Below are 24,988 nucleotides of genomic sequence, written 5' to 3'. Positions count from 1 at the left end.
GCTGTGGATCCGTCAGCATTTTTTGGCTGACCCACCGCTATCGGGGGCAAGCCCCCTCCCACATTTGATTGCATTCCAGTCCGTGTGTATCAGTGGCCGCTTGCTTCCGGCCCTGCCTTGGCGCCAAACGGCGGCTTCGCCAGCCACACCAGCAGCATCAATCCCATGAACATCCACCCCAACAACGTGAAGTAATCCACGGTGGACATCATGTACGCCTGGCTGGTGAGGATCTGGTCCAACTGCGCATAGGCCTTGTGCCCTGCCCCACCCAACGCATCCAGCGCATTGCGCGTGGCCGCGTCATAGGTGGTCATGTTCTCGCTCATGTACGCATGGTGCTGGTCCGCCCGGCGAATCCAGATCCAGGTGGTCAGCGACGCCGCAAAACTGCCGCCTAACGTACGCAGGAAGGTTGCCAGGCCCGCGCCGTCGGCAATCTGGTGCGGTGGCAGGTCGGACATCAAGATGCTCAGGGTCGGCATAAAGAACAGTGCAACACCAATCCCCATGAACAACTGCACAAGGGCGATGTGGGTGAAGTCCACTTCATTGGTAAAGCCTGCGCGCATGAAGCAGCTCAAGCCAATCGCCAGGAACGCCAGGCCCGCCAGCAGACGCAGGTCGAACTTGTGCGCGTACTTGCCCACGAACGGCGACATCAGCACCGGCAGAATCCCGATCGGTGCCACCGCCAGGCCGGCCCAGGTGGCGGTGTAGCCCATCTGGGTTTGCAGCCATTGTGGCAGGATCAGGTTGATGCCAAAGAAGCCCGCGTAACCGAGGATCAACACGATGGTGCCGATGCGGAAGTTACGGTAGGCGAACAGCCGCAGGTTGACCACTGGGTGCTTATCGGTCAGTTCCCAGATGACGAACACTGCCAGGGCAATCGCCGAAATCGCCGCGCCGATGATGATGAAGTTGGATTCGAACCAATCCAGGTCATTGCCCTTGTCGAGGATGATCTGCAAGGCGCCGACCCCCACGATCAGGCTTAACAACCCGACGTAATCCATCGGCTGATAACTGGTGACCACAGGTCGCTTCTTCAGCTGCGCACGCACCACCATCACCGCAAAGATGCCGATGGGGACGTTGATAAAGAAGATCCACGGCCAGCTGTAGCTGTCGGTGATCCAGCCGCCGAGGATTGGCCCGGCAATCGGCGCGACCACCGTGACCATCGCCAGTAACGCGAGGGCCATGCCGCGCTTCGCCGGCGGGTAGACCGCAATTAACAAGGTTTGGGTCATCGGGTACAACGGCCCCGCCACCAAGCCTTGCAGTACCCGAAAGCCGATCAGCTCGGGCATCGAAGTGGAAATCCCGCACAGGAACGATGCCAGCACAAACAGAATGGTCGCCCACAGAAACAGCTTCACCTCGCCAAAGCGTCGGCTCAACCAACCGGTGAGCGGCAAGGCGATGGCGTTGCTCACCGCAAACGAGGTGATCACCCAGGTGCCCTGCTCCGAACTCACGCCCAGGTTGCCGGAAATGGTCGGCAACGCCACGTTGGCGATGGTGGTGTCGAGCACCTGCATAAAAGTCGCCAGCGACAGGCCAATGGTGGCCATCAACAGGCTGGGTGGCGTGAACGAGGCGTTATTGCTCATCAGCGTTGCACAGCCTTGGGAGCGGCGACGCTGTTGTCATGGATCAACTGGGTGATCATGGCATCGGCTTCGGCCAATTGGCGGTCATACACGTTGGTGGTGAAAGAGGCCTTTTGTGGCGGCTGTTGCGCCAGCACGGGACCGCTCTGGTCGTGCAGGTCCACATTCACCACGGTGCTCAAGCCAACGCGCAGTGGGTGCTTGGCCAACTCTTCGGCATTGATATGGATGCGCACCGGTACTCGCTGCACGATCTTGATCCAGTTACCGGTGGCGTTCTGCGCCGGCAACAGGGCGAACGCGCTGCCGGTGCCGGCGCCGAGGCTGTCGACGGTGCCGCTGTATTTCACATCACTGCCATAGATATCCGACTCGATGTCCACCGGTTGACCAATGCGCATGTCGCGCAGTTGGGTTTCCTTGAAGTTGGCGTCGATCCACAGTTGGTTCAGCGGGATCACGGCCATCAATGCGGTACCCGGCTGCACGCGCTGGCCCAGTTGCACGGAGCGCTTGGCGACATAGCCGGTGACCGGCGCGATCAGGGTGCTGCGCGCATTGGTCAGGTAGGCCTGACGCAATTGCGCGGCGGCAGCTTGCACGTCCGGATGGGACGAGATCACCGTGTCATCCACCAGGGCGTTGCTGGTTTTGAGCTGCTGCTCAAGGTTGGTCAGGGCGTTCTTGGCGGCCGTCAGGCTGTCACGGGCATGGGACAGTTCCTCCAAAGAAATCGCCCCGCCCTGGGCCAGGGTCTTACGACGGTTGTAGTTGTCCTGAGCGGTCTGCACATCGGCTTTCTGCGCGTTGACCTGGGCTTTCATGCCATCAACGTTGCTGTACAAGCCACGCACCTGGCGCACGGTACGCGCCAGGTTGGCCTGGGCACTTTGCAGGCCGACGGCGGCGTCATTCGGGTCGAAGTTGACCAGCACCTGGCCTTCGTGGACCAAGTCGCCATCGTCCGCGCCGATGCTCACCACGGTGCCGGTGACCAGCGGGGTGATTTCCACCACGTTGCCGTTCACATAAGCGTCGTCGGTGCTCTCGTTGAAGCGCCCGTAGAATTCGTGCCAGGCCCATACGCCGAGGACGCTGAGGATGACGATCAGCGCAAGGCCGATCAGCATGACTTTGCGTTTGCGCGGGTTGTTGTCTTTGGGTTGTTCTGTAGCGTTAGTGTTTTCGGCAGTGGCCATGACAAATACCTCAAATTATTCCGTGCGAGTGGCTGGGGTGGTCGACGCCACGTTGTCGGCGTTGAACCCGCCGCCCAGGGCCTGCATCAATTGAATCGATAGAGCGATCTGCCCGGCATTCAGGGTCGCCAGCTGACGCTGGGCCTGCAGCAATTGCTGTTCGATGCTGAGCACGTCCAGGTAGTTACCGATCCCGGAGCCGTACCGCTGAAGCACCGTGTCGTAGGACTGCTGGGCAATATCGGTAGCGTGTTGCTGGGCCTGGATCTGCCGGCCGGTTTCGCGCAGTTGCGAAAGGGTGTTGCCAATATCACCCAAGGCTTGCACCAGGGTTTTGTTGTATTGGGCCACGGCGAGGTCGTAGTCGGCGTCGCGGGCATCGAGGCCGGCGCGCAGGCGGCCGCCGTCAAAGATCGGCAGCGAGATCGTTGGCGCGATATTGAAGAAGCGGCTGGCCGACCCGAACATCGCATCCCCCAGCAACGACTCGGCCCCGGCGCTCGCGCTCAGGTTGAGGTTGGGGTAGAAGCGCGTCTTGCTGGCCGCGATGTCCTTGCTCGCCGCCTCTACACGCCACCGTGCGGCGATCAGGTCCGGACGACGGCCCAACAGTTCGGCAGGCAATACCGACGGAACGGCAACGGCAGCGGGTTTCAACACGCTGGGACGCGCCAGCTCATTGCCGCGATCCGGGCCTTTACCGAGCAGCACCGCCAGGGCGATCTTGGCACTCTGCAGTTGTTTTTCAGCGTCGATCAATTGCGATTGGGAGCTGGCTTCCAGGCTTTCGGTCTGCTGGTACTGATAGTGGCTGTCGATGCCCGAATCCAGGCGGCGCTTGCTGAGATCGAGCATTTGCCGGGTGCGCTTGAGGTCGTCAGTGGCCAGGTCACGCACGATATGGGCCTGGCCCAGGTCGCTGTAGGCCTTGGCCACATCAGCAGCCAGGGTCAGGCGCGCGGCCTGTTGATCGACTTCGGCGGCACGGGCCTGGCCCAATGCAGCTTCCCAGGCGGCGCGCTGGTCACCCCAGAGGTCAAAGGTGTAGTTGAAGCTGGCACCGATTTTTCGCACGGTGGAGTACGCATCGCCCTGCCCCAGCGGGTCCTGATCCTTGGCCAGCCGCGAACGGGTCACACCGGCGCTGGCATCCAGGGTCGGCATGCGCGACGCGTCGGCGGCGTAGGCGGCCGCTTCGGCCTGGTGGGCACGGGCGCTCGCCACTTGCATGTCGGGGCTGTTTTGCAGGGCTTCATGGATCAGGCCGTCGAGCTGTGGGTCGCCGAGGCCTTTCCACCAATCGGCGCTGGGCCAGGCCGCACTCGACAGGGTCACGCCGCTCAGGGATTTACCGGCTTGCAGCGTGTTGGCGTCGAGGCGCTGGCCTTGGGTGTCGAGGCCGCTGAAATTGGCGCAACCGGCCATGCTCATGGCGACCAGCACTAGGCATAGGGCACGTGGATTCATCATTTACCTACCCGCTGAAGGGTGATGGGATCACCCGCAGCTATCAGAATTTTCTTGAGGATCTGTTCCAGGGTTTCCAACTCGCCGGGCTCCAATACGCCCGCCAGTTGGTTCAGCGCCTGGGCGCCGATGTGCGGCAGCATGTCCGCCAGGCGCTGGCCGTCGGCAGTCAACACCAACTGCACCTGGCGTCGGTCCAGCTCGGAACGCTTGCGGCTGAGCAGGTTTTTTTGCTCCAGGCGATCGAGCATGCGGGTCATCGAACCGCTGTCCAGGGACAGGTTGCGGCACAGCTCCGCCGGGGTGTCGACGCCGAACTGGGCCATGATGATCAACACCTTGAACTGCGCGGCCGTGATGCCGTGGGGTTCCATATGGGTGTCGATGATGCGGTCCTTGAGGATCGCAGCGCGGCCCAGCAACAGGCCGAGATGGCAGTTGTGGAAGTTTTCGGGGGTGAAATGGGGCATCGAAAGTCACCTTATTGCTGCCTAGGCAGCGAATGTATGACGAGATGTTACTGCTTAGGCAGCGAATGTCAAATGGAATAATTAGCTTGCTTGCTAATTCGACGACAGGCGGGAGCAAATGTGTGAGGGGGGTTATCCCCGATCACGGTGTGTCAGTCACTACATCTGCTGACTGTCACACCGCAATCGGGGGCAAGCCCCCTCACACATTTTTTGACCAACTAGGACTTAGAAATCGCGCTTGTAGAAAATGTCGAGGGAACTGGCCACGCCACTCGCCACCTCCAGGTATACCTTCTTGCTCAGCAGGTAGCGCAAGGCAATGGTGCTGGCCGGTTCGAACACGCCCACGCCATAGCGCAGGCTGAGCTTCTCGGTGATCTTGCCGCTGGCTACCACGGCGGTGTTATTGCCGCTGCCCTGGGTGTCGAGGTCGAAGTCCTGAATGCCCAACTTGGTGGCGATGTCCGAGGTCACCCCGGCGCTGCCCATCAAACCCAGGCCCAGCGCCGCTTCGGCGAGCATGTTGTTGTCTTCGCCAGTGGTGGTGCGTGAACGCCCCAGTACCAAGTACGACAACGCATCCTCTTGGGCCATCGCCGGCTCGGAGAAAATCTGCGTAGTCGGTTGCTCGGCGCTGCCGCTCAGGCGAATACCGGCGGTCACGGTCCGGGACGGCTCTGTGGTGACACGCACTGCCTCGATGTCCAGGAACGGCTGGTCCAGAGGGCCGGCAAACAGCAAGCGCGCCCGCCGCACATTGAGCCGCTGACCGTAAGCGCGGTAGCGGCCATCGTTGAGCCAAAGCTCACCACGAGTGTCCATGTTGTCGCCGATATGCACATGACCCTGCACCTTGGCGGTGAGGCCGAAGCCTGAGAAGTTGAGCTGGTCTTCGCCCACTGCCACGTCGATATCCATGGCCATGGCCATCGCTGGCTTGCCCTCCTCGGTCTGACTGCCGACGATGATAGTGTCGTCCGAGACCTTGACCGTCGACGGCGGCAATTCGCGCACGGTGATGTCGCCACGCGGGATCTTCACTTTGCCGGCAATCGCCAGTTTGTCGTCCTTCAAGGTGATCTTCAGGTCCGGCGCCACTTCCAGCGTGGCGTAGGGTTCGACTGTGACCGGCAATTGCGAGCCTTGCAGACTGAGGTCCACGGCCAGGGCCTGCCCCCAGTCGATCTGGCCCTTGAGGCTGCCCTGCCCGGCTTTGCCACTGCGCCAACCACCATTGAGCTGCACGCTTTCGCCGGCGATGAGAGCCTGCACGTTCAGGCCTTCGAGGCTGACGGGCAACTCCGGACCAGAGACTTCACCGCCGATCAGGTTCACATTGCCGTTGATCTGCGGCGCGAGCAGGCCACCGGAAATCCGGCCGTTGCCGTTGAGCTTACCGTTGAGGGTTTCCACCATCGGCACAAACGGACGTGCCACCGCCAGGTCCAGCCCGGTGAGGCTGAAATTGCCAGTGATCGGCTTGTTCTTCGGCAGCGGATTAATCTGCGCCTGCAACAGCAATTCACCGAGCTTGCCACCCCGGAAGTTCAACTGTGTGTCGATGCGCTTGGGGTTGAGGGTGGTTTCAAGCTTGAGGGTGTCGTAAGGAAAATCCAGCCACTGGTCCTTGTCCTTGACGCGCAAAGTGCCGCCGCTGGCATCCACCGAAATCAAGCCCTTGGGGCCGCTGTCGGGCAGGTCGAGCTGGACATCGGCATTGAGCCTGCCGCGCCAGGCAAAATCCTTGGGCAAAAAGGCCGCGAGGCTGTCGATTGGGAACTGCTTGAGGTGGTAACGCAACTTGGGCTCAGGCATCAGGCGCTGGTCTTCGCCGCACAGGCTGGCGCCGCCGGAAACCCAGCAGTGCGCCGCGAAGGTCAGCTTGCCGTCGGCCATGTAGTCGATTTTCGCCGGGGCTTGCAGCTTCCAATCCTGCCCGCCGGCCTGGACATCCCCGCTGGCCAGGCGCCCGCGCCAGTTGCCTTTGTCGAGGTTGCCGTCCAGGGCCAGGGCCAGCTTGACCAGCGGACCGGCCAAGTCGAGCTGGACCTTCTGGTTCTTGATGTCGCCTTGAGCGCTGGCGGTCAGGGTGCCGATCTGGGTGTCGCCGCTTTGAATACCGCTGCCTTTGAGGTCGATCTTGGCGCGCTGGGCGCTGTCGAGGGTAGCGCCGAGGCTGAGGCTTTGCAGGCGGTTGTCGGCAAACGCCAGTTGCTGGCCCTTGATGTCGAGTTTGCCCTGAGGCGCGTTCAGGCTGCCGGCTACGTCGAGGCGGCCATTGATCTGCCCGCGTAACTGCGGCCAGAGCTGGGCGAGGCGCGCCAGCTTGATGTCGATCTGCCCGGCCAGGCGTTGTTGCAGGCTGCCGCTGCCGTTGATGCGGTTGTCACCCAGGCGAATATCCAGGTTGGCCAGGGTCCATTGCTCCCCTGCACCTTCGGCCTTGGCCGCCAGCACGGCGGTTTGGCCCCGCAGGCGGCCCTTGAGGTCGAGGTCGGCATTCAGCTTGAGTTGCTCGTTCTTGAACTCGCCCTTGCTGCGCAGCGGACCGGCCAACGTACCCGGCAGTTCAGCGACCCAGTACGCCGGATTGAGCGCCGACAGGTCCAGCGCGGTATCCCAGGCGATGCCATCGGCAAACTGCAGGTTCAGGTGGCCTTCGGCCTTACCTTGACCGGCGGTGAGTTTCAGCTCGGGCAGGAAGACTTGCTTGAGGTCGCCACTGAACGGCGTGACCACATTGAACTTGCCGGCCGGGCCGTCGAGGTCGGCCTTGAGGTTGCCCAGGTAGTTGCCGTCTTTATAGGAAATCTCGCCGTTGAACGTACGCACCGTCACTTGGGGTTCGTCGATCACGGGATAGAGGCGATGCCAGGGGAAGTCGAGCCAGTCAATCCTGGCATCGGCTGTGAAGCCTTGTTGCCAATCCAGGTTGGCACTCAGCTTGAGGCTTTGCTTGTCACCGGCATTAAGGTCCAGGCCCGCAATTTGCGCGCCGTTGGCGTCGACTTTGCCTTGCAGCAGCAGGTCCACCGGACCTTTCTCTGCCGGTAGCACGGCCTTGCCGAGCAGTTGGTAGCCGTTTTTCAGATCACCCTTGGCGGTGAGGTCCAGTTGATTGAGTTGCAGGGTGTCGGGCAGATCGGCGCTGGGCTTGAAGCCGTCAGCGGTGATGTGCAACTGGGCCGGAAGGTTTTCAGCCAGGGGTTGCAGCTCGCCCTGCAGTTTGGCCGGCAGGTAGCCGCTGCTGTCGGCGTCGAGTTTGAGGGTCTTGAGCAGGTCGCCGTCGACCTTAAGGGCAACTTTCCAGGGCGCGCCGCCGGGCGCGTAGGGCAGGCTCAAGTTTCCGCTGGCGGTCAACGGCCAGTCGCCAGTGGGTTGCAACAGGCCAGACAGGTCCAGCACCAGATCGTCGCGCTGCAGATGCACTGAGTCGATCTGCATCCCGGCGGCGGTCCAATGCGCCGCCAGTTGCAGGCCTTTAAGCTCTTCGCTGCCGTTGAACACCAGGCTACCGACGCGAACGTCGCCTAACTGGAGAGCAACCGGCAATTTCAGATCTGGCAGTACAAGGGGGCCACTGCTTTCTTCGGTGCTGGGTGGAAATTGCAGAATGACCTGATCCACATCAAACCGGTCAATGCACAAGGTCATGCGCAACAGGCAGGCTGGCGACCACTCGAACGCGGGCGCCTTGAGTTCCACGCGACTGGTGTCTTGCTGCCACAGCAGATGATCGGCGCTCCACTGGCCGCCCAAACGGCCCTGGAAATTCTCCACACTCAAACCCGGCACTTGGCCCAACGCCCAGCGGCTGCCCGCCTGGCTGCCCAGTACCGCCCACAGTGCCAGCAACAGCACGGCGAGGATCGCCACCACGGCCAGCCCCGCTATTTTCAAACCACGCATCACAGCTCAGGCCCCATGGAAAAGTGCAAACGAACGCCGCCCGGGTCTTCCAGGGCATGGGCCAGGTCGAGGCGGATTGGCCCCACCGGCGATACCCAGCGGATACCGACACCCACGCCGGTTTTCAGGCTGGGCAGTTCCAGGGTGTTGAACGAGTTGCCCTGGTCGATGAAGGTCGCGATCCGCCATTTTTCGGCGATGGAATATTGATACTCGGCGCTCAAGGCCACCATGTAGCGGCCACCGATGCGATCACCTTGGTCGTTCTCGGGCGACAGCGTCTGGTACTCATAACCGCGCACGCTCTGATCGCCACCGGCAAAGAAGCGCAACGACGGTGGCACCGACTTGTAGCCATTGGTGGCACTGCCGCCGAACTGCGCCCGCGCCAGGAAACGATGATTGTCCCACAGGGTAGTCAGGCCTTTGACCATGGCCGTCCCGTACAGCAAGTTGGTGTCGGAGCCCAGGCCTTCCTTCGCCACCTTCGTGTCGAATTGCAGGCGGTAGCCGTTGTGGGGGTCGATGCGGTTATCGCTGCGCAGGTAGGAATAACTGATGCCAGGCATCAGCAGGTTACTCAGGCCGGAGTCGTTGCCCAGGCGATATTCTTCGCGCTGGTACTTGAGAGAAATCACCCGTGTCCAGCCACTGGGCAACTTGCTGTGCCATTCGGGGCCGACGGTAAGCAATTTACTCAGGGTGTCGGTGTTCGCCAGTTCTTCATTCTGGTAGCCGCCAGCGAAGCGCAGTTTGTCGGTGAGCGGCGGGTCCAGCGGAATGTCGTACCAGAGGCCGACGTTCTGGCGCGGAGCCGAGAGTTCGGCTTCCCAGCCATAGCTATGTCCCTGGGGGTTGACCCAGTGACGGGTCCAGTTGGCCTTGCCGCGCGGACCGACGTCGGTGGAGTAACCCAGGCCCAGGCCCATGGTGCGGGGCTTGCGTGTGTCCAGATTGACGGCCACCGGGATCACGTCTTGGGTCGAGGCGGTGGGGCTGGCATCCACGCGCACCCCTTCGAAAAAGCCGCTGGCTTGCAGGTTCTGGTTGAGTTCGGCGATCAGTTCGGAATCGTAGGGGTCACCGTTTTTGAACGGCACCATGCGTTGCAGCAGTTCGTCATCAAACGGCGTGTCGCCGGCAAAGCTGACCTTGCCCAGGCTGTAGCGTGGGCCGCTGTCATAAATGAGTTCGATATCGGCGACGCCTGCTTGTGGGTCCACCGCGAGTTTCTGGCTGGTAAAGCGCCCGCTGAAAAAACCGTAGCGCGAGGCTTGATTCTGGATCAGACGCTTGGCGTCTTCGTAGTGGCCGTGGTTGAGCACGGCGCCGGAGATAAGGTCATCGCTGGCAGGCACGCGAAAAGACTTAAGGTTCGCAGCCTCGCCGTCGACCCGAATAGTCACGTTGCGTAAATGCACCGGTTCACCGGGGTCGACGCGGAGGATCAGGCGCGGGTTCTTGCCGCCTTTCACCTCGCTGTCGATGTTTGGCTGATAGAAGCCTAGTGCCTGCGCCGCTTTGCGCGCCTGCTCTTCGGCACCACGGCTGAACCGCAGCAAGGCCTCTTCGTCACGATCGCCAACCCCGCCGATGTAGCCTTCAATGTTGGCTTTCAACGCGTCGTTTGAGGGTTTGATCCGCACGTCCAATTCGCTTAGCGCAAATGCGCCGCAGCTTGTGAACAGCAGAACCAAGCCGCTGGTAAATCTTCCTGGAAACTTCATAGGCGCGGATGCTACACGAGCTGGGGGAAAACTTAGAACTCAGACGATTCTGAAAAATTCTGCATTAAGCCGTTGCAGCATGTAACAGCTGGGGATTGGGGTGGAAAAAGACATGCTCCAGGATAGGCCCTACAGCGACTTCGCCGATTTCCTCATAGCCCTGGCGCTTGTAGAAATCCAGGTAGCGGGAATTGCCGGTGTCCAGCACCACACCCGAAGAGTGCGGGTCTTCGGCGCACCAGTTGTGCACCGCCTCCAGCAACTGTTCACCGTAGTGTTTGCCCTGGAACTGCGGGTGAATGCCCAAAAGCGGCAGCACATGCACCGATTCGCTCGGCAGGCACGCCAGCACGGCGTGATGATAATCAAGATAACGCCGCGTACCGCGCACGCCAGTGCTCAGCCACATGCGCAGTTGCCACGCCCAGCTCTCAGTGATCCCCAGGCGCCGTTGCGGGGGTGCGATCAAGGCAATGCCGATCAGCCGATCATTCACAAACAAACCGATCGCCGGAAGTTTTTGAAAGAAATGCTGCTTGACCAGCTCCCGCACGGTGGCGCGTACCCGCTGCTCATAACCTGGGCGTTCGGCTTCGAAGATGTAGGCAAACGTCGGCTCATGCCGATAGGCCTGGTACAGCAGGGAGCGGGCCTCGCGGGAATAGCCGCTGTTGAGCAAGCGAACTTCGCCAATGGCAGTGTCAGTCATACAATCAATCTCCCTGGGCGCCACTCAATAGATGGCGTTCTTATGGGTACGAACCTACGCAGCACCAGTCGTTCCCAGACATTAGCAGCGCATCTGTCCTACCGCCACGCTGGCCCCCGTCCGACTTGTCCGCTAGCATCGCCCTTTTGCCAGACTGGACCGCCGACCATGAAAATCGTCTCCTTCAATATCAACGGGCTGCGCGCCCGCCCCCATCAGCTGGCGGCGCTGATTGAAAAGCATCAACCCGATGTAATCGGCCTGCAGGAAACCAAGGTCCACGACGACCAGTTTCCTCTGGCCGAAGTACAAGCACTGGGCTATCACGTTTACTACCACGGCCAAAAAGGCCACTACGGCGTGGCGCTGCTTTCGCGTCAGCCTGCGTTGAGCCTTCACAAAGGCTTTGCCAATGACGAAGAAGACGCCCAGCGTCGTTTTATCTGGGGCACCTTCGCCGATGAAAACGGCAACCCGGTGACCATCATGAACGGCTATTTCCCACAGGGTGAAAGCCGCGACCATCCAACCAAATTCCCCGCCAAGCAGCGCTTTTACGAAGACCTGCAACAGTTGTTGGAAAGCCAGTTCAGCAACGATCAGGCGCTGGTGGTGATGGGCGATGTGAATATTTCCCCGGAAGACTGCGACATCGGCATCGGCGCCGACAACGCCAAGCGCTGGCTGAAAACTGGCAAGTGCAGCTTCCTGCCCGAAGAGCGCGAATGGATGGCCCGCCTGAAAAACTGGGGCCTGGTGGACAGCTTCCGTCACCTCAACCCGGACGTGGCCGACCGCTTCAGTTGGTTCGACTACCGCAGCCGCGGCTTTGAAGATGAGCCCAAGCGTGGGCTGCGAATCGACCTGATCATGGCCTCCAACGGTTTGCTGCCACGGGTCAAGGATGCCGGCGTGGATTACGACCTGCGTGGTTTGGAAAAACCCTCGGACCATGCGCCGATCTGGCTTGAACTGAGCTGATCCCCCTGACTGTACTCGGGTCAAATGTGGGAGAAGGGGCAAGCCCCCTCCCACACTTTTGATCATTTGAGTGTCAGTCACATTATTGAAATCCTACTGACTTAATCTCGCGGCACTCCCTTTGGCTTGAGAAGGTGCCGGCATGATGCTGCGCGTTCTGTTCCTGTTGTGTTGCGCATTTTCCCTCTCCGTTGTGGCTGCCCCCCTACCCGTTCCCGATCAAGGCCCGGCCTTGCGAATCCAGGGCTCCAACACCATTGGCGCGGCGCTGGCCCCGGCATTGGCCAAGGGTTTGATGGAGCATCAAGGGTTGCAGAACGTGCACAGCGAACCTGCCGAGGGTGCCAATGAACAGCGCGTGATCGGCAAGACACGCCAGGGCAAAACGGTGACTATCGACGTCGCAGCCCACGGTTCCAGCACAGGCTTTGCCGCCCTGAAGAAAACCAGCGCCGACCTTGCGGCCTCGTCCCGACCGATCAAGGACAGCGAACTGGTAGACCTTGAACCGCTTGGTGACTTGAAAAGCCCCGACGCCGAACACGTGATCGCCATCGACGGCCTGGCAATCATCCTCAACCCGCAGAACCCGCTGAATACCCTGAATACCGGGCAACTGGCGCAGATCTTCAACGGTGAGGTCAGCACTTGGGAGGCTCTGGGCGGCATCGGCGGCGCGATTCATATCTACGCCCGCGATGACCAGTCGGGCACCTACGACACCTTCAAGGAATTGGTGTTGCGCCTGCGCGCCAAGCCCCTGGTTTCTTCGGCCAAGCGTTTCGAGTCCAGCGAGGCATTGTCCGATGCGGTGAGCCAGGACCCTCAGGGCATCGGTTTTATTGGGCTGCCCTACGTGCGCCACGCCAAGGCCGTGGCGATTGTGGATGGCGACTCGCAACCGATGTTGCCGCTCAACAGCCTGATCGCCACCGAGGATTACCCGCTGTCGCGCCGATTGTTCTTTTACCTGCCGCCCACGGCCCATAACCCTTGGGCCAAGGCGCTGGTGGACTTTGCCCAGAGCAGCAAAGGCCAGGCGATTGTGGCGGCCAGTGGGTTTATTGCGCAGCAGGTGCAGGCCATGGCCGTGGAACCGCGCCCGACAATGCCGGATGACTATCAAGCCATCGCTCGGGACGCTCAGCGCTTGACCGTGAATTTTCGTTTCGAAGAAGGCAGCGCCAGCCTGGATAACAAGGCGCGCCAGGATGTACAGCGGGTGGTGGCGTATCTCAAGGGTCACGACAAGCTGGACAAAAAGGTGACGCTGGTGGGATTCGGCGATACCAAGAACGATCCGCAGCGGGCGGCGCTGCTGTCTAAATTGCGGGCGATGGCGGTGCGACGGGAGTTGGTCAAGAGCGGCGTAGTACTGCGAGATATTCGCGGGTTTGGTGCGCAGATGCCGGTGGCGGCGAATACGGCGGATGAGGGGCGGATCAAAAATCGGCGGGTGGAGGTTTGGGTGTACTGAGGACTGCCGGATCTTCAGTGCCTGATCCTGCCTCATCGGGAGCAAGCCCCCTCCCACAGGTGACCGCGTATCTCCAGTAGGAATACTGTCGAATGTGGGAGGGGGCTCGCCCCCGATTACAGGCGACGCGGTGTTACTGCCCGCTGCGCATCAACTCTTTAGGCACATATTTGCCGATTTCAAACTTGCCGATTGCAGCGCGGTGCACTTCGTCCGGGCCGTCGGCCAGGCGCAGTGTGCGCTGCATCGCGTACATGTAGGCCAGCGGGAAGTCGTTGGAGACGCCTGCGCCGCCGTGGATCTGGATCGCGCGGTCGATGACCTTCAGCGCTACGTTTGGCGCCACCACCTTGATTTGCGCAATTTCGCTTTTCGCCACTTTGTTGCCCGCGGTGTCCATCATGTACGCCGCTTTCAGGGTCAGCAGTCGCGCCATGTCGATCTCCATCCGTGAGTCGGCGATCTTGTCGATATTGCCGCCCAAGCGTGCCAATGGTTTACCGAACGCCGTACGGCTGACCGCGCGTTTGCACATCAACTCCAGCGCACGTTCGGCCATGCCGATGGAGCGCATGCAGTGGTGGATACGGCCTGGGCCAAGACGACCTTGGGCAATTTCAAAGCCGCGGCCTTCGCCAAGCAGTACGTTCTCATAGGGCACACGCACGTTGTCGAACAGCACTTCGGCGTGGCCGTGAGGCGCGTCGTCGTAGCCGAACACCGGCAGCGGGCGCACGATTTTCACGCCGGGGGTGTCCACCGGCACCAGGATCATCGAATGCTGCTGATGGCGCGGCGCGTCGGGGTTGCTCAGGCCCATGAAAATCAGGATCTTGCAGCGCGGGTCGCAGGCGCCGGAGGTCCACCATTTCTTGCCATTGATCACCCACTCGTCGCCCTGGCGTTCGGCGCGGGCGGCCATGTTGGTGGCGTCCGACGAGGCGACGTCCGGTTCGGTCATGGCGAAGGCCGAGCGAATCTCGCCGCGCAACAGCGGTTCGAGCCAGTGTTGTTTCTGCTCTTCGTTGGCGTAGCGCACCAGTACTTCCATGTTGCCGGTATCCGGTGCCGAGCAGTTGAACGGCTCCGGGCCCAGCAGCGAACGGCCCATGATTTCGGCCAGCGGCGCATATTCGAGGTTGGTCAGGCCGGCGCCCAGTTCGGACTCGGGCAGGAACAGGTTCCACAGGCCTTCGGCTTTAGCCTTGGCTTTCAACTCTTCCATGATGGCGGTGGGCTGCCAGCGGTCGCCTTCGTTGACCTGGCGTTCGAACACCGGCTCGGCCGGATAAACGTAAGCATCCATAAACGCGGTGACGCGTTCACGCAGTTCCTGAACCTTGGGCGAATAGGCGAAATCCATGAGCAGCTCCCTTCTTTGAGAGGTTGTTTAGGTCATGCAATCGATGCTAGAACAGCGCTCATAATTTACCTAGCCTATTCTCGGCGTGTATTAACATTCATCACCGATATATGATCGGCGTCTCAGCACGCAACAAATCGCCACCTAACAATAAGAGCGCAACCCAATGAATCTGAGCAAGGTCGACCTCAACCTCTTTATCGTCTTCGACGCGATCTATACCGAAGCCAACCTGACCCGCGCCGGTCAGATCGTCGGCATCACCCAGCCGGCGGTGTCCAACGCCCTGGCACGCCTGCGCGAGACCTTCAACGACCCGCTGTTTGTGCGCACCGCTCAGGGCATGGTGCCCACGCCGATGGCGCAGAACATCATCGGCCCGGTGCGCAATGCGCTGTCGTTGCTGCGAGTGTCGGTACAGGAAAGCCGTATCTTCAATCCGCAACAGGCGGCCAAGACCTACCGCATCAGCATGACCGACCTCACCGAAGCGGTGATTCTGCCGGCGCTGTTCCAGCGCCTGCGCCGTCTGGCGCCGACGGTAGTGATCGAAAGTTTCCTGTCCAAGCGCCGCGAAACCACTAAGGAACTGGCCGCCGGGCGCCTGGATTTTGCGGTGGATGCGCCGCTCAACACCGACCCGCAAGTGCGCCACGTCAAGCTGATGGAAGACCGCTACGTGTGCGCCATGCGCAAGGGCCACCCGATGGCGGGCAAGGACAAGCTGACCCTCGACGACTACCTGGGGCTGACCCATATCCACATCTCCAGCCGCCGCAACGGCCTGGGCCATGTCGACCTGGCCTTGGGCAAGATGGGCCTGCAACGCAAGATCGCCCTGCGCTCCCAGCATTACCTGATGGCCTCGCAAGTGCTGCAGCAGACCGACATGGTGATGACCGTGCCCGAACGCTTCGCACGGCGCCATGAGTTGCACTGGGTCAACCTGCCGGTCAACGATGTGCCTCCGGTGGAAACGCACCTGTACTGGCACGAAAGCACCGACCAGGATCCGGCCAACCGCTGGATGCGTGAGCAGATGATCGAGTTGTGCCAGCAGGTTACGGCCCATGAGAAGAAGCTGGACAAACAACAAGCCTGAGGTTGAAGCGCGCACCTTGTTGGGAGGGGGCTTGCCCCCTATGGTCAGCGAAGCTGGCCTTGACGTTTACGTCAACCTGCCATTAGCTTAGCGCCAGGACCTTCTTGAGCGCCGCCATGAGCATCACCTACAGCATCTCCGACCTCGCCCGCGAGCTCGACATCACCACTCGCGCCATACGCTTCTATGAAGAACAAGGCCTGCTGACCCCGGAGCGCCGGGGCCAGGAACGCATCTATTCGGCACGAGACAAGGTCAGCCTCAAGCTGATCCTGCGCGGCAAACGCATCGGTTTTTCCCTGGCCGAATGCCGCGAGCTCATCGAACTCTACGACCCCAGCAGCGGCAACCACATCCAGCTCAACAGCATGCTGGCCAAGATCGCAGAGCGCCGCGAGCAGCTTGAGCAACAGTTGCTGGATATCGAACAGATGAAACTGGAACTGGACACCGCCGAAGAGCGCTGCACCCAGGCCCTCGCGCACACCATGAGCCAGGCTGGCCATTGATCAGAAGGTAACTGCCATGTCCCACCCATCAAATCCACTCCCCTCCCATGTGCGCCTGGTCGAAGTCGGTCCGCGCGATGGGCTGCAGAACGAAGCCCAACCCATCAGCGTGGCCGACAAGGTGCAACTGGTGGACGCCCTCAGCGCGGCGGGTTTGAGCTACATCGAAGTTGGCAGTTTCGTCTCGCCCAAGTGGGTACCGCAGATGGCCGGTTCGGCCGAGGTATTTGCGCAGATCCAGCGTAAGCCCGGCGTGACCTATGGCGCACTGGCACCGAACCTGCGGGGTTTTGAGGATGCGCTGGCGGCCGGGGTGAAAGAAGTCGCGGTGTTTGCGGCAGCGTCCGAGGCGTTTTCCCAACGCAATATCAACTGTTCCATCAGTGAAAGCCTGGAACGCTTTGCGCCGATCATGGCTGCAGCCCGGCAACATGGCATCAGCGTGCGCGGCTATGTGTCCTGCGTGTTGGGTTGTCCTTACGAAGGCGAGATTGCGCCAGAGCAAGTTGCCGCAGTCGCGCGGGAGTTGTATGCCATGGGCTGCTACGAGGTTTCCCTGGGCGACACCATCGGCACCGGCACGGCAGGCTCTACCCGGCGACTGTTCGATGTCGTCGGTGCGCAGGTGCCACGGGACAAACTGGCGGGCCACTTCCATGACACCTACGGCCAGGCGGTCGCCAACATCTACGCCAGTCTGCTGGAGGGGATCAGTGTGTTCGACAGCTCTATCGCGGGCCTCGGCGGCTGCCCTTACGCCAAGGGCGCCAGCGGTAACGTTGCCACTGAAGACGTGGTCTACCTGCTCAACGGCCTGGGGATCGACACCGGCATCGACCTGCAAGCATTGATTGCCGCAGGCCTGCAAATCAGTCAGGTCCTAGGCCGCCCTACGGGTTCGCGGGTGGCCAAGGTCCGTAATGCCGTTTGAGTAGAGCAGCCGTGACAATGTGTTACCGCACGACTACACATCGAGTAACACGGGAACATATTTTGTCGAACTTTGCGTAAGCCAAATCCGAACAAAAAACTAACCAGCTGATTTTAAAGGATTTTTAAAAGTTGGCACGGCTTCTGCTATCCCTATGGCATAACAAGAATAAAAAGCGCCAAACCTAATAAAAATAAGACGAAACGACTCTGACATAACAAAAACAACACGGCAGAGACGCAGCTAACAGATTTTTTTGGAGAAGATGTGCTTCGCAGGGTACGGCTCGCCGAAACCCGCAACCGGTTAGAGAAAAATAAAACTACCTCAGGTAGCTACCCACTGGTTGGATCGGTCACGAAGAAGCAGGTCAGCGCTCAAAAAAATACGTTTGCTCTTGACCCCGCATGGGGGTCGCTAAAAACAGCGGTAAAAGGGTCACGGCTACCAAAAACAACAACAGGCCGCCCTTCAATAATAAAAAAGAGCACGCAACGACAAATTAAAGGGGACCCTCGGGTCCCCTTTGTGCTTTCTGCACATGGCCTTTTCAGACCTCTGTCCCCTGCTCCGCGGCGGCGTTGTTGAGCACCGACCGCGTCAGCGTGCGCATGGCCTGTTCTTCTTGCTCCCACTGCGCCACGCGCAGCAGGTTGAACTGCTCGATATAGAACGCACTTTGCATCGCGCCATCCACCAGAATCTCTTCCCTGGGCCTACCCAGCACAGTCATCAGGTTATCGACCAATTCGGTGTGTGTTGCCTGCCACTGCGCCCTGTCCGGCGCGCTATCCTCCAGCGCCTGCCAGTCCGAGACCGCTTCGAGCGCCTCGCCCTTGGCCCGGTTCAGCGCGGTACCGGGCGCCGTCAATGCCTCAAGCTCCTGAGGGTAGCGAGTGCGCAAGTGCTGTTGCCAGAAACGCCGCTCGGCAAAAAACGCTGACTCATCCGCAACCATCCGCTCATTCGCGAGCACCTGCGTATAGGCCTGGTCGAGTGCTGCCGGGCTTACATTGGCTTGCTGGGGAAACAACATGCCGCGGGATTTGACGGGCAGGTCCAGCCGGTCCGCCAGACCGACCCGATAGGCCAGGATGACTTCGACCTGCTCGGTGAACCCAGGCCCTCGCGCCTCGACGTCCCGTTGCGCAAGGGTGTCCACCAGATGCAGGCGAAACAGTTTTTTCGCGGTGCTGATCAGTGCGCCCTCCGCGTGCGCATCCCCCGCTTGTGCCAGGGCCCTTGCGCCGATCAGTTCCCTTTCAAGGTTCATGAACTCCACCGTGGTGCCATCGCCACAGGTGACTCGATCATCTGCGGTGCTGAAGAGCGTTTCGCGGATGTCTTGGCTTTGCTGTGCTGCTTCCAGCATGTCCCACACCCGCGCCGCCAGGGCTGCACGAGTGTTGGGTGAGGCATATTCGGCGCTGCGTGTGGTGTCGGCCAGTACCGTGAAGAACGGCGCCGAGTCGGCACTGGCACTCAGGTCATCCCACAGAATCCCGCGCTCGGCCTGCAGCGCCGTCGGTGTATCGGCCAGCCAGAGTACCCGCGCTTCGTCGGCGGTGACATGGTCTGCCCATTGCGCCTGATTCACCGGAAACTCACCGGGAAGGCGCACCCGGGTAGCCTCCGAAAAGGGGTTGTCATGCACAGAGATCCGTTCCAGATGCTGGAACGCGTACTCCGGCAGTGTCGTGAGTCGATTGGTATGCAGGTCGATCCGCGCCAGTTGAGTCAGTTGCTCGACGCCCGCCGGGAAACGAGTGGTCCCGGTATCGCTCAGATACAGCTGGTTCAGACTGCGCATGTTGCGCACGTCGGCGGTCCATCCCAGGTTGCGATTGCCGGAGAGGTTTAGAATCTTGAGGCCATGCATGGCTTCCAGGCGCGCTCGGCTTTGCTCGTTCAGGCGAATATCGTTGCGGCTCAGGTTGAGCTTGGTCAGCCCAACGCCCGCATTGGCGAACTCCGGCAGTTGAGTGAGGTTGTTCTCACGCATGTCCAGCCAGCGCAAACCGCCGAAGGACTGCAGAAACGGCAGGGAGCTGTCCGACAGCCCCATGCGCCGTAAAGTCAGGCGGCCCACGTGGTCCATATTGGCGCTGAGCTGCGGAAGCTCGTCGATGACTTCACCAGACAGATCCAGGACATGCCCGATAGACGTGCCATCCGCCGCGAACGCCGTAGCCGACTCGCGCTGCCAGGCGTATCGCACGGTCGCGCTGACCCGACGCCTGGCGCTGCGGTAACCGGGCTCACCCTGTTGCTGCCAGGCGACCAATTCCCGGTCTAGCTGTGCGAACTCTTGTTCAAGCTGATTGAGCCTGGCCACCAACGCCGCACTGCCACGGCCTTGCAACCCCAGCATCTCGACCACCGCGTCGATGGATTTCGACGGGTACAGCATCATTGCTTTCATCACGCACACCGAGGGCCATTGCTGCGCGCCGCCCACCGGGCTGAGCGGGTAGCCGATGCGCCCGTCGGCCAGGCGCATGGGCGACTTGAACCCCGGCTTGATCGCTTGCAGGCGCAGGGCTTGGCGGCTCGCCTGTTCGCTCAACGGCTGAGTGGTGATCTGTGCCTTCAAGGTCGGCGTCGATTCGCGTATTCGCGGCATGTCGAGGCCCTGATCCTCGGTGGCCACCAGTAGCGCGCTGTAGAACGCGTCTTTATCGGCACGATGGTACGAAGCCACCTGCGGTTCGCGGTACACCGCCCATTCCTTCATGCTGACGCGCACAAGACGCCGCTGTCGCGGGGCGTCCGCACGGCCTATGCGGTCCAGCACCGGCCCGTCATAGGTGCCTGCACGCAACTCGATGCCGACACCGTCGAGGCGGCCGGGCAGCGCCGCCAGCTTGTGCAGCGCCAGGTGTACGCCATCCATGGTCAATTCACTGTCAAACAGCATGTCGGTATGCGCACGCATGACCCGTGCTTTTTGCAGGTAACAACGAGCCTCTTCGGCCAGACGCAGGGGCAACCGGGATGTGCTGTCCAGGTGCAGCAACTCCTCGGGGCTGGCGTGGTTGGCCAGCTCCTCGGCGGCGAGCCGGGGCAGTCCGGGGAAGCTGTCCTGGATCAGCTGTGCATGAGTATTGCTGGGCCTATCACCGGCCAAAACCTCCTCGCGGTACAGCTTGCCCTGGGTGTTCTTCGCCACCTCCAGCAACCGGTCACGGTACCTGAGTGCTCTCGCCTCGGGCGTACGCTGCGCGGGCATCATAAGCTGCGCCTTTGCCTCCAAGTCTTCTCGGCTTGCCGGCCGGGGAATGGGATCGCCTTCCTCGTCCGTCAGCCCACCAAAATCCAGGCGAGTACGGAGATCGTGCAGCACGGCCTCTTCGTCGAGCAGTTGACGGATTTCAGGCTCACTCAATTGTTTGAGAAAAGCTGGCAGCAACATGCCACTGTCGGTCTGCTCGGCATCAAGCTTCACCACCTGGCTGCGCGTCCTGACCCGGTCAGAACGCCAGGTCAGATTGCCTTCGGCATCAAAGATCACCAGCACCCTGGATTTTGGCCACAGGCCGTTGTCTACCAGCAATTTCAATTGCAAGGTCGCGTCGACCCGGCCGAACACCTGCGGATCATCGCTGCTCAACTGGTCGATAAACGCCTGGTGCTTGCCCGCCAACTCAAAGCGCCGCAGGGTTTCGCTGAATATCGGTGGCGGCAGTTGCTGCTCGACATAGATACGGCGCAGTTCATCATCGGACACCCCGCTGATCAGCCGAAGCTGCTCCAACTGGTCATCGCTCAGGCGCTCGACACGGGGGCCCATACGGCGCAACAAGGTTGTGCGATCCCAACTCAAAGGCTGTTCAAACTCGTGCACCCACGCGCCTTCGCCGTTATGCCGGATACGCGGTGCATAACGCGTGTCACCGTCGGGATGGATCAGTGTGAAGGCATTGCGGCCCCGTGCGGCCTGGACTTCATAGTGGCCGCCACCTGCAGCCGGCAAGTACAGGCGCCCCTCGTGGGGATAGAGTCCATCGGACTGCGGTACAAGACCGGCCGGGAATGTAACCTGATGCTTGTAGGCACCCGGGCTGAAGTCATACAGACGCGGTCGTCCGCCCATCTGGACATGCACCAGCCGTCTGACCAACGCGGTGTCCTTCAACACCGTCAGCGCCTTGGGGACCGCCAGCCCCGCCACATTCAGCGCCACCGCCGAGAGATGCGCCCAGGCCTGGTGCGTGTCGCCGTCGGACCATGACTCAAGGCCCTCACACACCTCGCGAGCCATCTGTATCGCCCCCACCACCAGCATCACTTCACCGAGCACCGGCACCACGAACGCCGCCAGATTAAGAATATCCAGGGCCTTGCTGCCCCACGACCAGAGCCAGGCATTGTAGGTTCGCGTAGTGATGTCGTCGGTCGAGACCGCGCCGGCACTGGCGTTGTTCATGATCGAACGCACGCGCTGCAGCGCGCTGTCGTACCACACGTCTTTCCAGACCTTGCCGTAGTCCCCCTGACGCTGGATCGGCGTTCTCTTGTTTGCATCAAAATTATCGCTGAAGCGGTACCCCTCCTCAGGGTCAAGCAACATTTTAAGCTTGGCAAAAAAATCATTCTGCTCGGCCAGTGGCACAAATTGGCTGAAGAACGTGCGGTACTTCGCGCGGCACAGGCGCAGGGTCAGTGCTTCGGTGAAAGCGCCCACGTTGTCATAGGCCTTTAGCGGATAAAGCGGATCGCCGGGGATGTAAACCATGCACGGCCGAGGCACGATCTCGGAGTTGACCAGGTACTGCTCCATCACCCGCGGGCCGATGATCAGGATGCTGTCCAGCTCCAGCCCCAGCAGCCGAAATCGACAGAACGCGACATCATCACCCGCCCATTTGCGTCCAACCGGGTCGATCAGGATCTGTTTGATCAGCGCATGCTGAGACGGGTCGATATCCGCCTTCATCAAGGCGATCTCAGCGGCCAGTTCCAGTTGGTTTCGATGGCTGGTGATCAGCGTGCTGTAAAGCTTTCCGGGCGGCGCGTCTGGCACCGCGTTTATGTGCGCATTGATCGTGGCACGCACGTGTTCGAAGTATGACTTGCCCAGGTCAAGCTCCCGACACAACTGGGCAAAACGATAGGCGTCAATGTCCAGTTTTTGCGCCTGGACACTCCACGCAGAATGAATGACGCGTACGCGGTAACTGTGAAAGTTGTAACAGGTGATCAGGTGGCAATCACCGCACACCGGTGCGGTGGCCTCACTCGCAGTGAAGTTATTCAGCGCCGCTTCAAGCAGGCTCAGGCCTTTATAGAAATAAAACTCGGGCGCCAGTGCATGCTCGCTGTCGGGTTCCAACTCAGCGGGTCCGGGGTTGCATGTGGTGTTCGCCATCTTGCGCGCATAGAACACCTGGCGAACGTCCAGGCGTTTACCGAACGTTTTCTCGATGGCGGCAACCAGTAATGGCTCGGCGTAGTCCGCCGGATTTTGCAGCGAACCAAGCAACTGATCGAGCTGGTTCAGCGAGCGCCGACTGCGCTCGTGAACCTTCTTGAGCCGCTCCTTGGCTGGCGCTTGCGCCTGTTTGTACCAATCCGGAATACGCAGTCCCACGGCGGTCAGTTCGGTTTTACGCGCGTCTACTGCATCGGTGTACCACCCGGGCGTGTTGTCGCGGATTACCGTGACGTGAGGGCCCTGATCCTCCTCAATGTCAGGTGTGGCTGGGTCTGTCATGTGCATCGCCTTCAGATAGCGGAATATCCCGCCACTCTAGGCAATGGGCCCCATACCGAAGCGGTAGCCATGCACCGCGTTTCAGGCGTCGCCCTGCAGCTCCTGGAGACTGATTTCGCGCATCCTGAACTTCTGGATCTTGCCCGTCACCGTCATCGGGAACTCCTCCACAAACTTGAAATGCCGAGGCGTCTTGAAGTGCGCTATGCGGTCCTTGCACCACGCCTGCAACTCCAGCGCATTGGCCACATGGCCAGGATGGAGCTTGATCCAGGCGACAATTTCTTCGCCGTAGCGCGCATCGGGAATGCCGATGATCTGCACGTCAGCCACTGCCGGATGGGTGAAGAAGAACTCTTCCAGCTCCCGCGGGTACACGTTTTCGCCGCCTCGAATGATCATGTCCTTGTTGCGCCCGGCAATGCACACGTAACCGTGTTCATCCATGCTGGCCAGGTCGCCGGTGTGCATCCAACCGGCGTCGTCAATGGCCTCTCGGGTGCCTTCGGGGTTGTTCCAGTAGCCGAGCATCACGCTGTAGCCACGGGTGCACAGTTCGCCGATCTGGCCGCGTGCAACGGTGTTGCCCGCCTCGTCGATGATCTTGTTTTCCAGTTGCGGCTGGGTGCGACCGACAGTGGCCACGCGGCGTTCCAGGTCGTCATTGGCGCCGGTCTGCAGCGACACCGGGCTGGTTTCGGTCATGCCGTAGGCAATCTGTACTTCGCCCATGTGCAGTTCGCTGATGACCCGGCGCATCACTTCGATGGGGCACGTGGCGCCGGCCATGATGCCGGTGCGCAGGGTGGACAGGTCAAAGTCGGCGCGGCCCGGATGATCGAGCATGGCGATGAACATGGTGGGCACGCCATACAAGCCGGTGGCGCGCTCTTCGGCGACGCCGGTGAGGGTCAGCAGCGGGTCAAAGCCGTCATTGGGGTAGATCATGGTGGTGCCGTGAGTGATGCAGCCCAGGTTGCCCATCACCATACCGAAACAGTGGTACAGCGGCACCGGGATCACCAGACGATCCTGCGCGGTGAGGCCCAGGCTTTCGCCGACCATGTAACCATTATTGAGTATGTTGTGATGGCTGAGGGTGGCGCCTTTGGGGAAACCGGTGGTGCCGGAGGTGTATTGAATGTTGACCGGTTGATCGAAGTGCAGGCTGGCCTGGCGCGCGTGAAGTTGCTCGGGCGCAACGCTGGCGCCGAGGTTCGCCAGTTGCGACCAAGGCATAAACCCCGCGGGCGGCTCGGGGTGAAGGCTGATCAGGCCGCGCAGGTCGGGGTTCAGTTCCTGCAACATAGCGTGGTAATCGGAGGTCTTGAACGAACCGGCACACACCAGCCATTGGCAGCCGGATTGCTTGAGCACGTAGGCAAGCTCGCTGCTGCGATACGCCGGGTTGATGTTGACCAGGATCACGCCGAGCTTGGCGCTGGCGATCTGGCTGATGCACCACTCCGCGCAATTGGGCGCCCAGATGCCCAGGCGATCGCCGGTCTGCATGCCCAATGCGAGGAACGCGCGGGCATGCAGTTCAACCGTCTCGGCCAATTGCTGCCAGGTATAACGACGTTGCTGATGAAGCACTACCAGCGCTTCGCCCTGCGGGTATTGCGCGACGGTGCGATCGAAGGCCTGGCCAATGGTCATGGCCAACAAGGCCTTGTCCTGAGCGCCACGGCTATAGCTCGGCTGCGGTTGATCCATAACGACCCCTGTTGTCTTTTTTGTAGGTTGACGTAAACGTAAACTACGATTGACAGCACCACAACGCAAGCTTACGTTAACGTAAAGGTGAGC

General features: G+C 60.9%; 15 protein-coding genes. 5 read left to right on the top strand and 10 right to left on the bottom strand.

Annotated features, from left to right (window positions below; genetic code table 11):
- Positions 1-89: 89 nt before the first annotated feature.
- The 7 genes from AOA61_RS01760 to AOA61_RS01730 form a co-directional block, all read right to left on the bottom strand.
- A complete protein-coding gene (locus AOA61_RS01760) occupies positions 90-1,619 on the bottom strand; it encodes a DHA2 family efflux MFS transporter permease subunit (RefSeq protein WP_032889801.1) in 1,530 nt (509 codons plus the stop codon).
- Positions 1,619-2,818: an HlyD family efflux transporter periplasmic adaptor subunit gene (locus AOA61_RS01755; RefSeq protein WP_032889802.1), complete on the bottom strand. Its 1,200-nt coding sequence runs from the start codon at positions 2,816-2,818 to the stop codon at positions 1,619-1,621. The genes AOA61_RS01760 and AOA61_RS01755 overlap by 1 nt, the downstream gene beginning before the upstream one ends.
- 15 nt (positions 2,819-2,833) lie before the next feature.
- Positions 2,834-4,285: an efflux transporter outer membrane subunit gene (locus tag AOA61_RS01750; protein ID WP_099600991.1), complete on the bottom strand. Its 1,452-nt coding sequence runs from the start codon at positions 4,283-4,285 to the stop codon at positions 2,834-2,836.
- Positions 4,285-4,755 (bottom strand): MarR family winged helix-turn-helix transcriptional regulator, encoded by a 471-nt coding sequence (locus tag AOA61_RS01745; protein WP_095184411.1) that lies wholly within the window; start codon positions 4,753-4,755, stop codon positions 4,285-4,287. Before AOA61_RS01745 ends, AOA61_RS01750 begins: the two co-directional genes overlap by 1 nt.
- Before the next feature lie 228 nt (positions 4,756-4,983).
- Positions 4,984-8,667 (bottom strand): translocation/assembly module TamB domain-containing protein, encoded by a 3,684-nt coding sequence (locus AOA61_RS01740; RefSeq protein ID WP_099600989.1) that lies wholly within the window; start codon positions 8,665-8,667, stop codon positions 4,984-4,986.
- Positions 8,667-10,394: an autotransporter assembly complex family protein gene (locus AOA61_RS01735; RefSeq protein ID WP_032889811.1), complete on the bottom strand. Its 1,728-nt coding sequence runs from the start codon at positions 10,392-10,394 to the stop codon at positions 8,667-8,669. Before AOA61_RS01735 ends, AOA61_RS01740 begins: the two co-directional genes overlap by 1 nt.
- Before the next feature lie 64 nt (positions 10,395-10,458).
- A complete protein-coding gene (locus tag AOA61_RS01730) occupies positions 10,459-11,103 on the bottom strand; it encodes an N-acetyltransferase (protein ID WP_032889813.1) in 645 nt (214 codons plus the stop codon).
- Positions 11,104-11,271: 168 nt separating this feature from the next.
- Here AOA61_RS01730 and xthA point away from each other — a divergent pair, with 168 nt between their 5' ends.
- Both xthA and AOA61_RS01720 read left to right on the top strand, forming a co-directional pair.
- Complete coding sequence (xthA, locus tag AOA61_RS01725) at positions 11,272-12,084, top strand: exodeoxyribonuclease III (RefSeq protein WP_099600987.1); 813 nt, start codon at positions 11,272-11,274, stop codon at positions 12,082-12,084.
- Positions 12,085-12,226: 142 nt separating this feature from the next.
- Complete coding sequence (locus AOA61_RS01720; protein WP_099600986.1) at positions 12,227-13,561, top strand: substrate-binding domain-containing protein; 1,335 nt, start codon at positions 12,227-12,229, stop codon at positions 13,559-13,561.
- Positions 13,562-13,694: 133 nt separating this feature from the next.
- Here AOA61_RS01720 and AOA61_RS01715 read toward each other — a convergent pair whose 3' ends face one another.
- Positions 13,695-14,924 (bottom strand): acyl-CoA dehydrogenase, encoded by a 1,230-nt coding sequence (locus AOA61_RS01715; protein WP_099600985.1) that lies wholly within the window; start codon positions 14,922-14,924, stop codon positions 13,695-13,697.
- Between the two features lie 166 nt (positions 14,925-15,090).
- Here AOA61_RS01715 and AOA61_RS01710 point away from each other — a divergent pair, with 166 nt between their 5' ends.
- The 3 genes from AOA61_RS01710 to AOA61_RS01700 all read left to right on the top strand — a co-directional run bounded on the left by AOA61_RS01710 (position 15,091) and on the right by AOA61_RS01700 (position 17,466).
- On the top strand, positions 15,091-16,026 hold the full coding sequence (locus AOA61_RS01710) for a LysR family transcriptional regulator (RefSeq protein ID WP_095184407.1): 936 nt from the start codon (positions 15,091-15,093) through the stop codon (positions 16,024-16,026).
- A 116-nt stretch (positions 16,027-16,142) separates the two neighbouring features.
- Positions 16,143-16,535 (top strand): MerR family DNA-binding transcriptional regulator, encoded by a 393-nt coding sequence (locus AOA61_RS01705; RefSeq protein WP_032889825.1) that lies wholly within the window; start codon positions 16,143-16,145, stop codon positions 16,533-16,535.
- Between the two features lie 16 nt (positions 16,536-16,551).
- Positions 16,552-17,466, top strand: a complete 915-nt coding sequence (locus tag AOA61_RS01700; protein WP_032889827.1) for a hydroxymethylglutaryl-CoA lyase — start codon at positions 16,552-16,554, stop codon at positions 17,464-17,466.
- Positions 17,467-18,016: 550 nt separating this feature from the next.
- Here the strand turns inward: AOA61_RS01700 and AOA61_RS01695 are convergent.
- Complete coding sequence (locus AOA61_RS01695) at positions 18,017-23,179, bottom strand: NEL-type E3 ubiquitin ligase domain-containing protein (RefSeq protein WP_099600984.1); 5,163 nt, start codon at positions 23,177-23,179, stop codon at positions 18,017-18,019.
- An 81-nt stretch (positions 23,180-23,260) separates the two neighbouring features.
- Positions 23,261-24,895 (bottom strand): AMP-binding protein, encoded by a 1,635-nt coding sequence (locus tag AOA61_RS01690; RefSeq protein ID WP_099600983.1) that lies wholly within the window; start codon positions 24,893-24,895, stop codon positions 23,261-23,263.
- Positions 24,896-24,988: the final 93 nt, after the last annotated feature.

The organism is Pseudomonas sp. 2995-1 (assembly GCF_002742505.1).
In the GTDB taxonomy this organism is placed as follows: Bacteria; Pseudomonadota; Gammaproteobacteria; order Pseudomonadales; family Pseudomonadaceae; genus Aquipseudomonas; species Aquipseudomonas sivasensis.
This window is presented reverse-complemented; position numbering and strand designations above follow the sequence as displayed.

What these genes read in the sequence shown, in the direction of transcription:
- AOA61_RS01735 (WP_032889811.1), bottom strand. Translation starts at nt 10,394, where the DNA reads ATGAAGTTTCCAGGAAGATTTACCAGCGGCTTGGTTCTGCTGTTCACA.
- AOA61_RS01745 (WP_095184411.1), bottom strand. Translation starts at nt 4,755, where the DNA reads ATGCCCCATTTCACCCCCGAAAACTTCCACAACTGCCATCTCGGCCTG.
- AOA61_RS01730 (WP_032889813.1), bottom strand. Translation starts at nt 11,103, where the DNA reads ATGACTGACACTGCCATTGGCGAAGTTCGCTTGCTCAACAGCGGCTAT.
- AOA61_RS01695 (WP_099600984.1), bottom strand. Translation starts at nt 23,179, where the DNA reads ATGACAGACCCAGCCACACCTGACATTGAGGAGGATCAGGGCCCTCAC.
- AOA61_RS01710 (WP_095184407.1), top strand. Translation starts at nt 15,091, where the DNA reads ATGAATCTGAGCAAGGTCGACCTCAACCTCTTTATCGTCTTCGACGCG.
- AOA61_RS01705 (WP_032889825.1), top strand. Translation starts at nt 16,143, where the DNA reads ATGAGCATCACCTACAGCATCTCCGACCTCGCCCGCGAGCTCGACATC.
- AOA61_RS01740 (WP_099600989.1), bottom strand. Translation starts at nt 8,667, where the DNA reads ATGCGTGGTTTGAAAATAGCGGGGCTGGCCGTGGTGGCGATCCTCGCC.
- AOA61_RS01715 (WP_099600985.1), bottom strand. Translation starts at nt 14,924, where the DNA reads ATGGATTTCGCCTATTCGCCCAAGGTTCAGGAACTGCGTGAACGCGTC.
- AOA61_RS01760 (WP_032889801.1), bottom strand. Translation starts at nt 1,619, where the DNA reads ATGAGCAATAACGCCTCGTTCACGCCACCCAGCCTGTTGATGGCCACC.
- xthA (WP_099600987.1), top strand. Translation starts at nt 11,272, where the DNA reads ATGAAAATCGTCTCCTTCAATATCAACGGGCTGCGCGCCCGCCCCCAT.
- AOA61_RS01755 (WP_032889802.1), bottom strand. Translation starts at nt 2,818, where the DNA reads ATGGCCACTGCCGAAAACACTAACGCTACAGAACAACCCAAAGACAAC.
- AOA61_RS01690 (WP_099600983.1), bottom strand. Translation starts at nt 24,895, where the DNA reads ATGGATCAACCGCAGCCGAGCTATAGCCGTGGCGCTCAGGACAAGGCC.
- AOA61_RS01700 (WP_032889827.1), top strand. Translation starts at nt 16,552, where the DNA reads ATGTCCCACCCATCAAATCCACTCCCCTCCCATGTGCGCCTGGTCGAA.
- AOA61_RS01750 (WP_099600991.1), bottom strand. Translation starts at nt 4,285, where the DNA reads ATGAATCCACGTGCCCTATGCCTAGTGCTGGTCGCCATGAGCATGGCC.
- AOA61_RS01720 (WP_099600986.1), top strand. Translation starts at nt 12,227, where the DNA reads ATGATGCTGCGCGTTCTGTTCCTGTTGTGTTGCGCATTTTCCCTCTCC.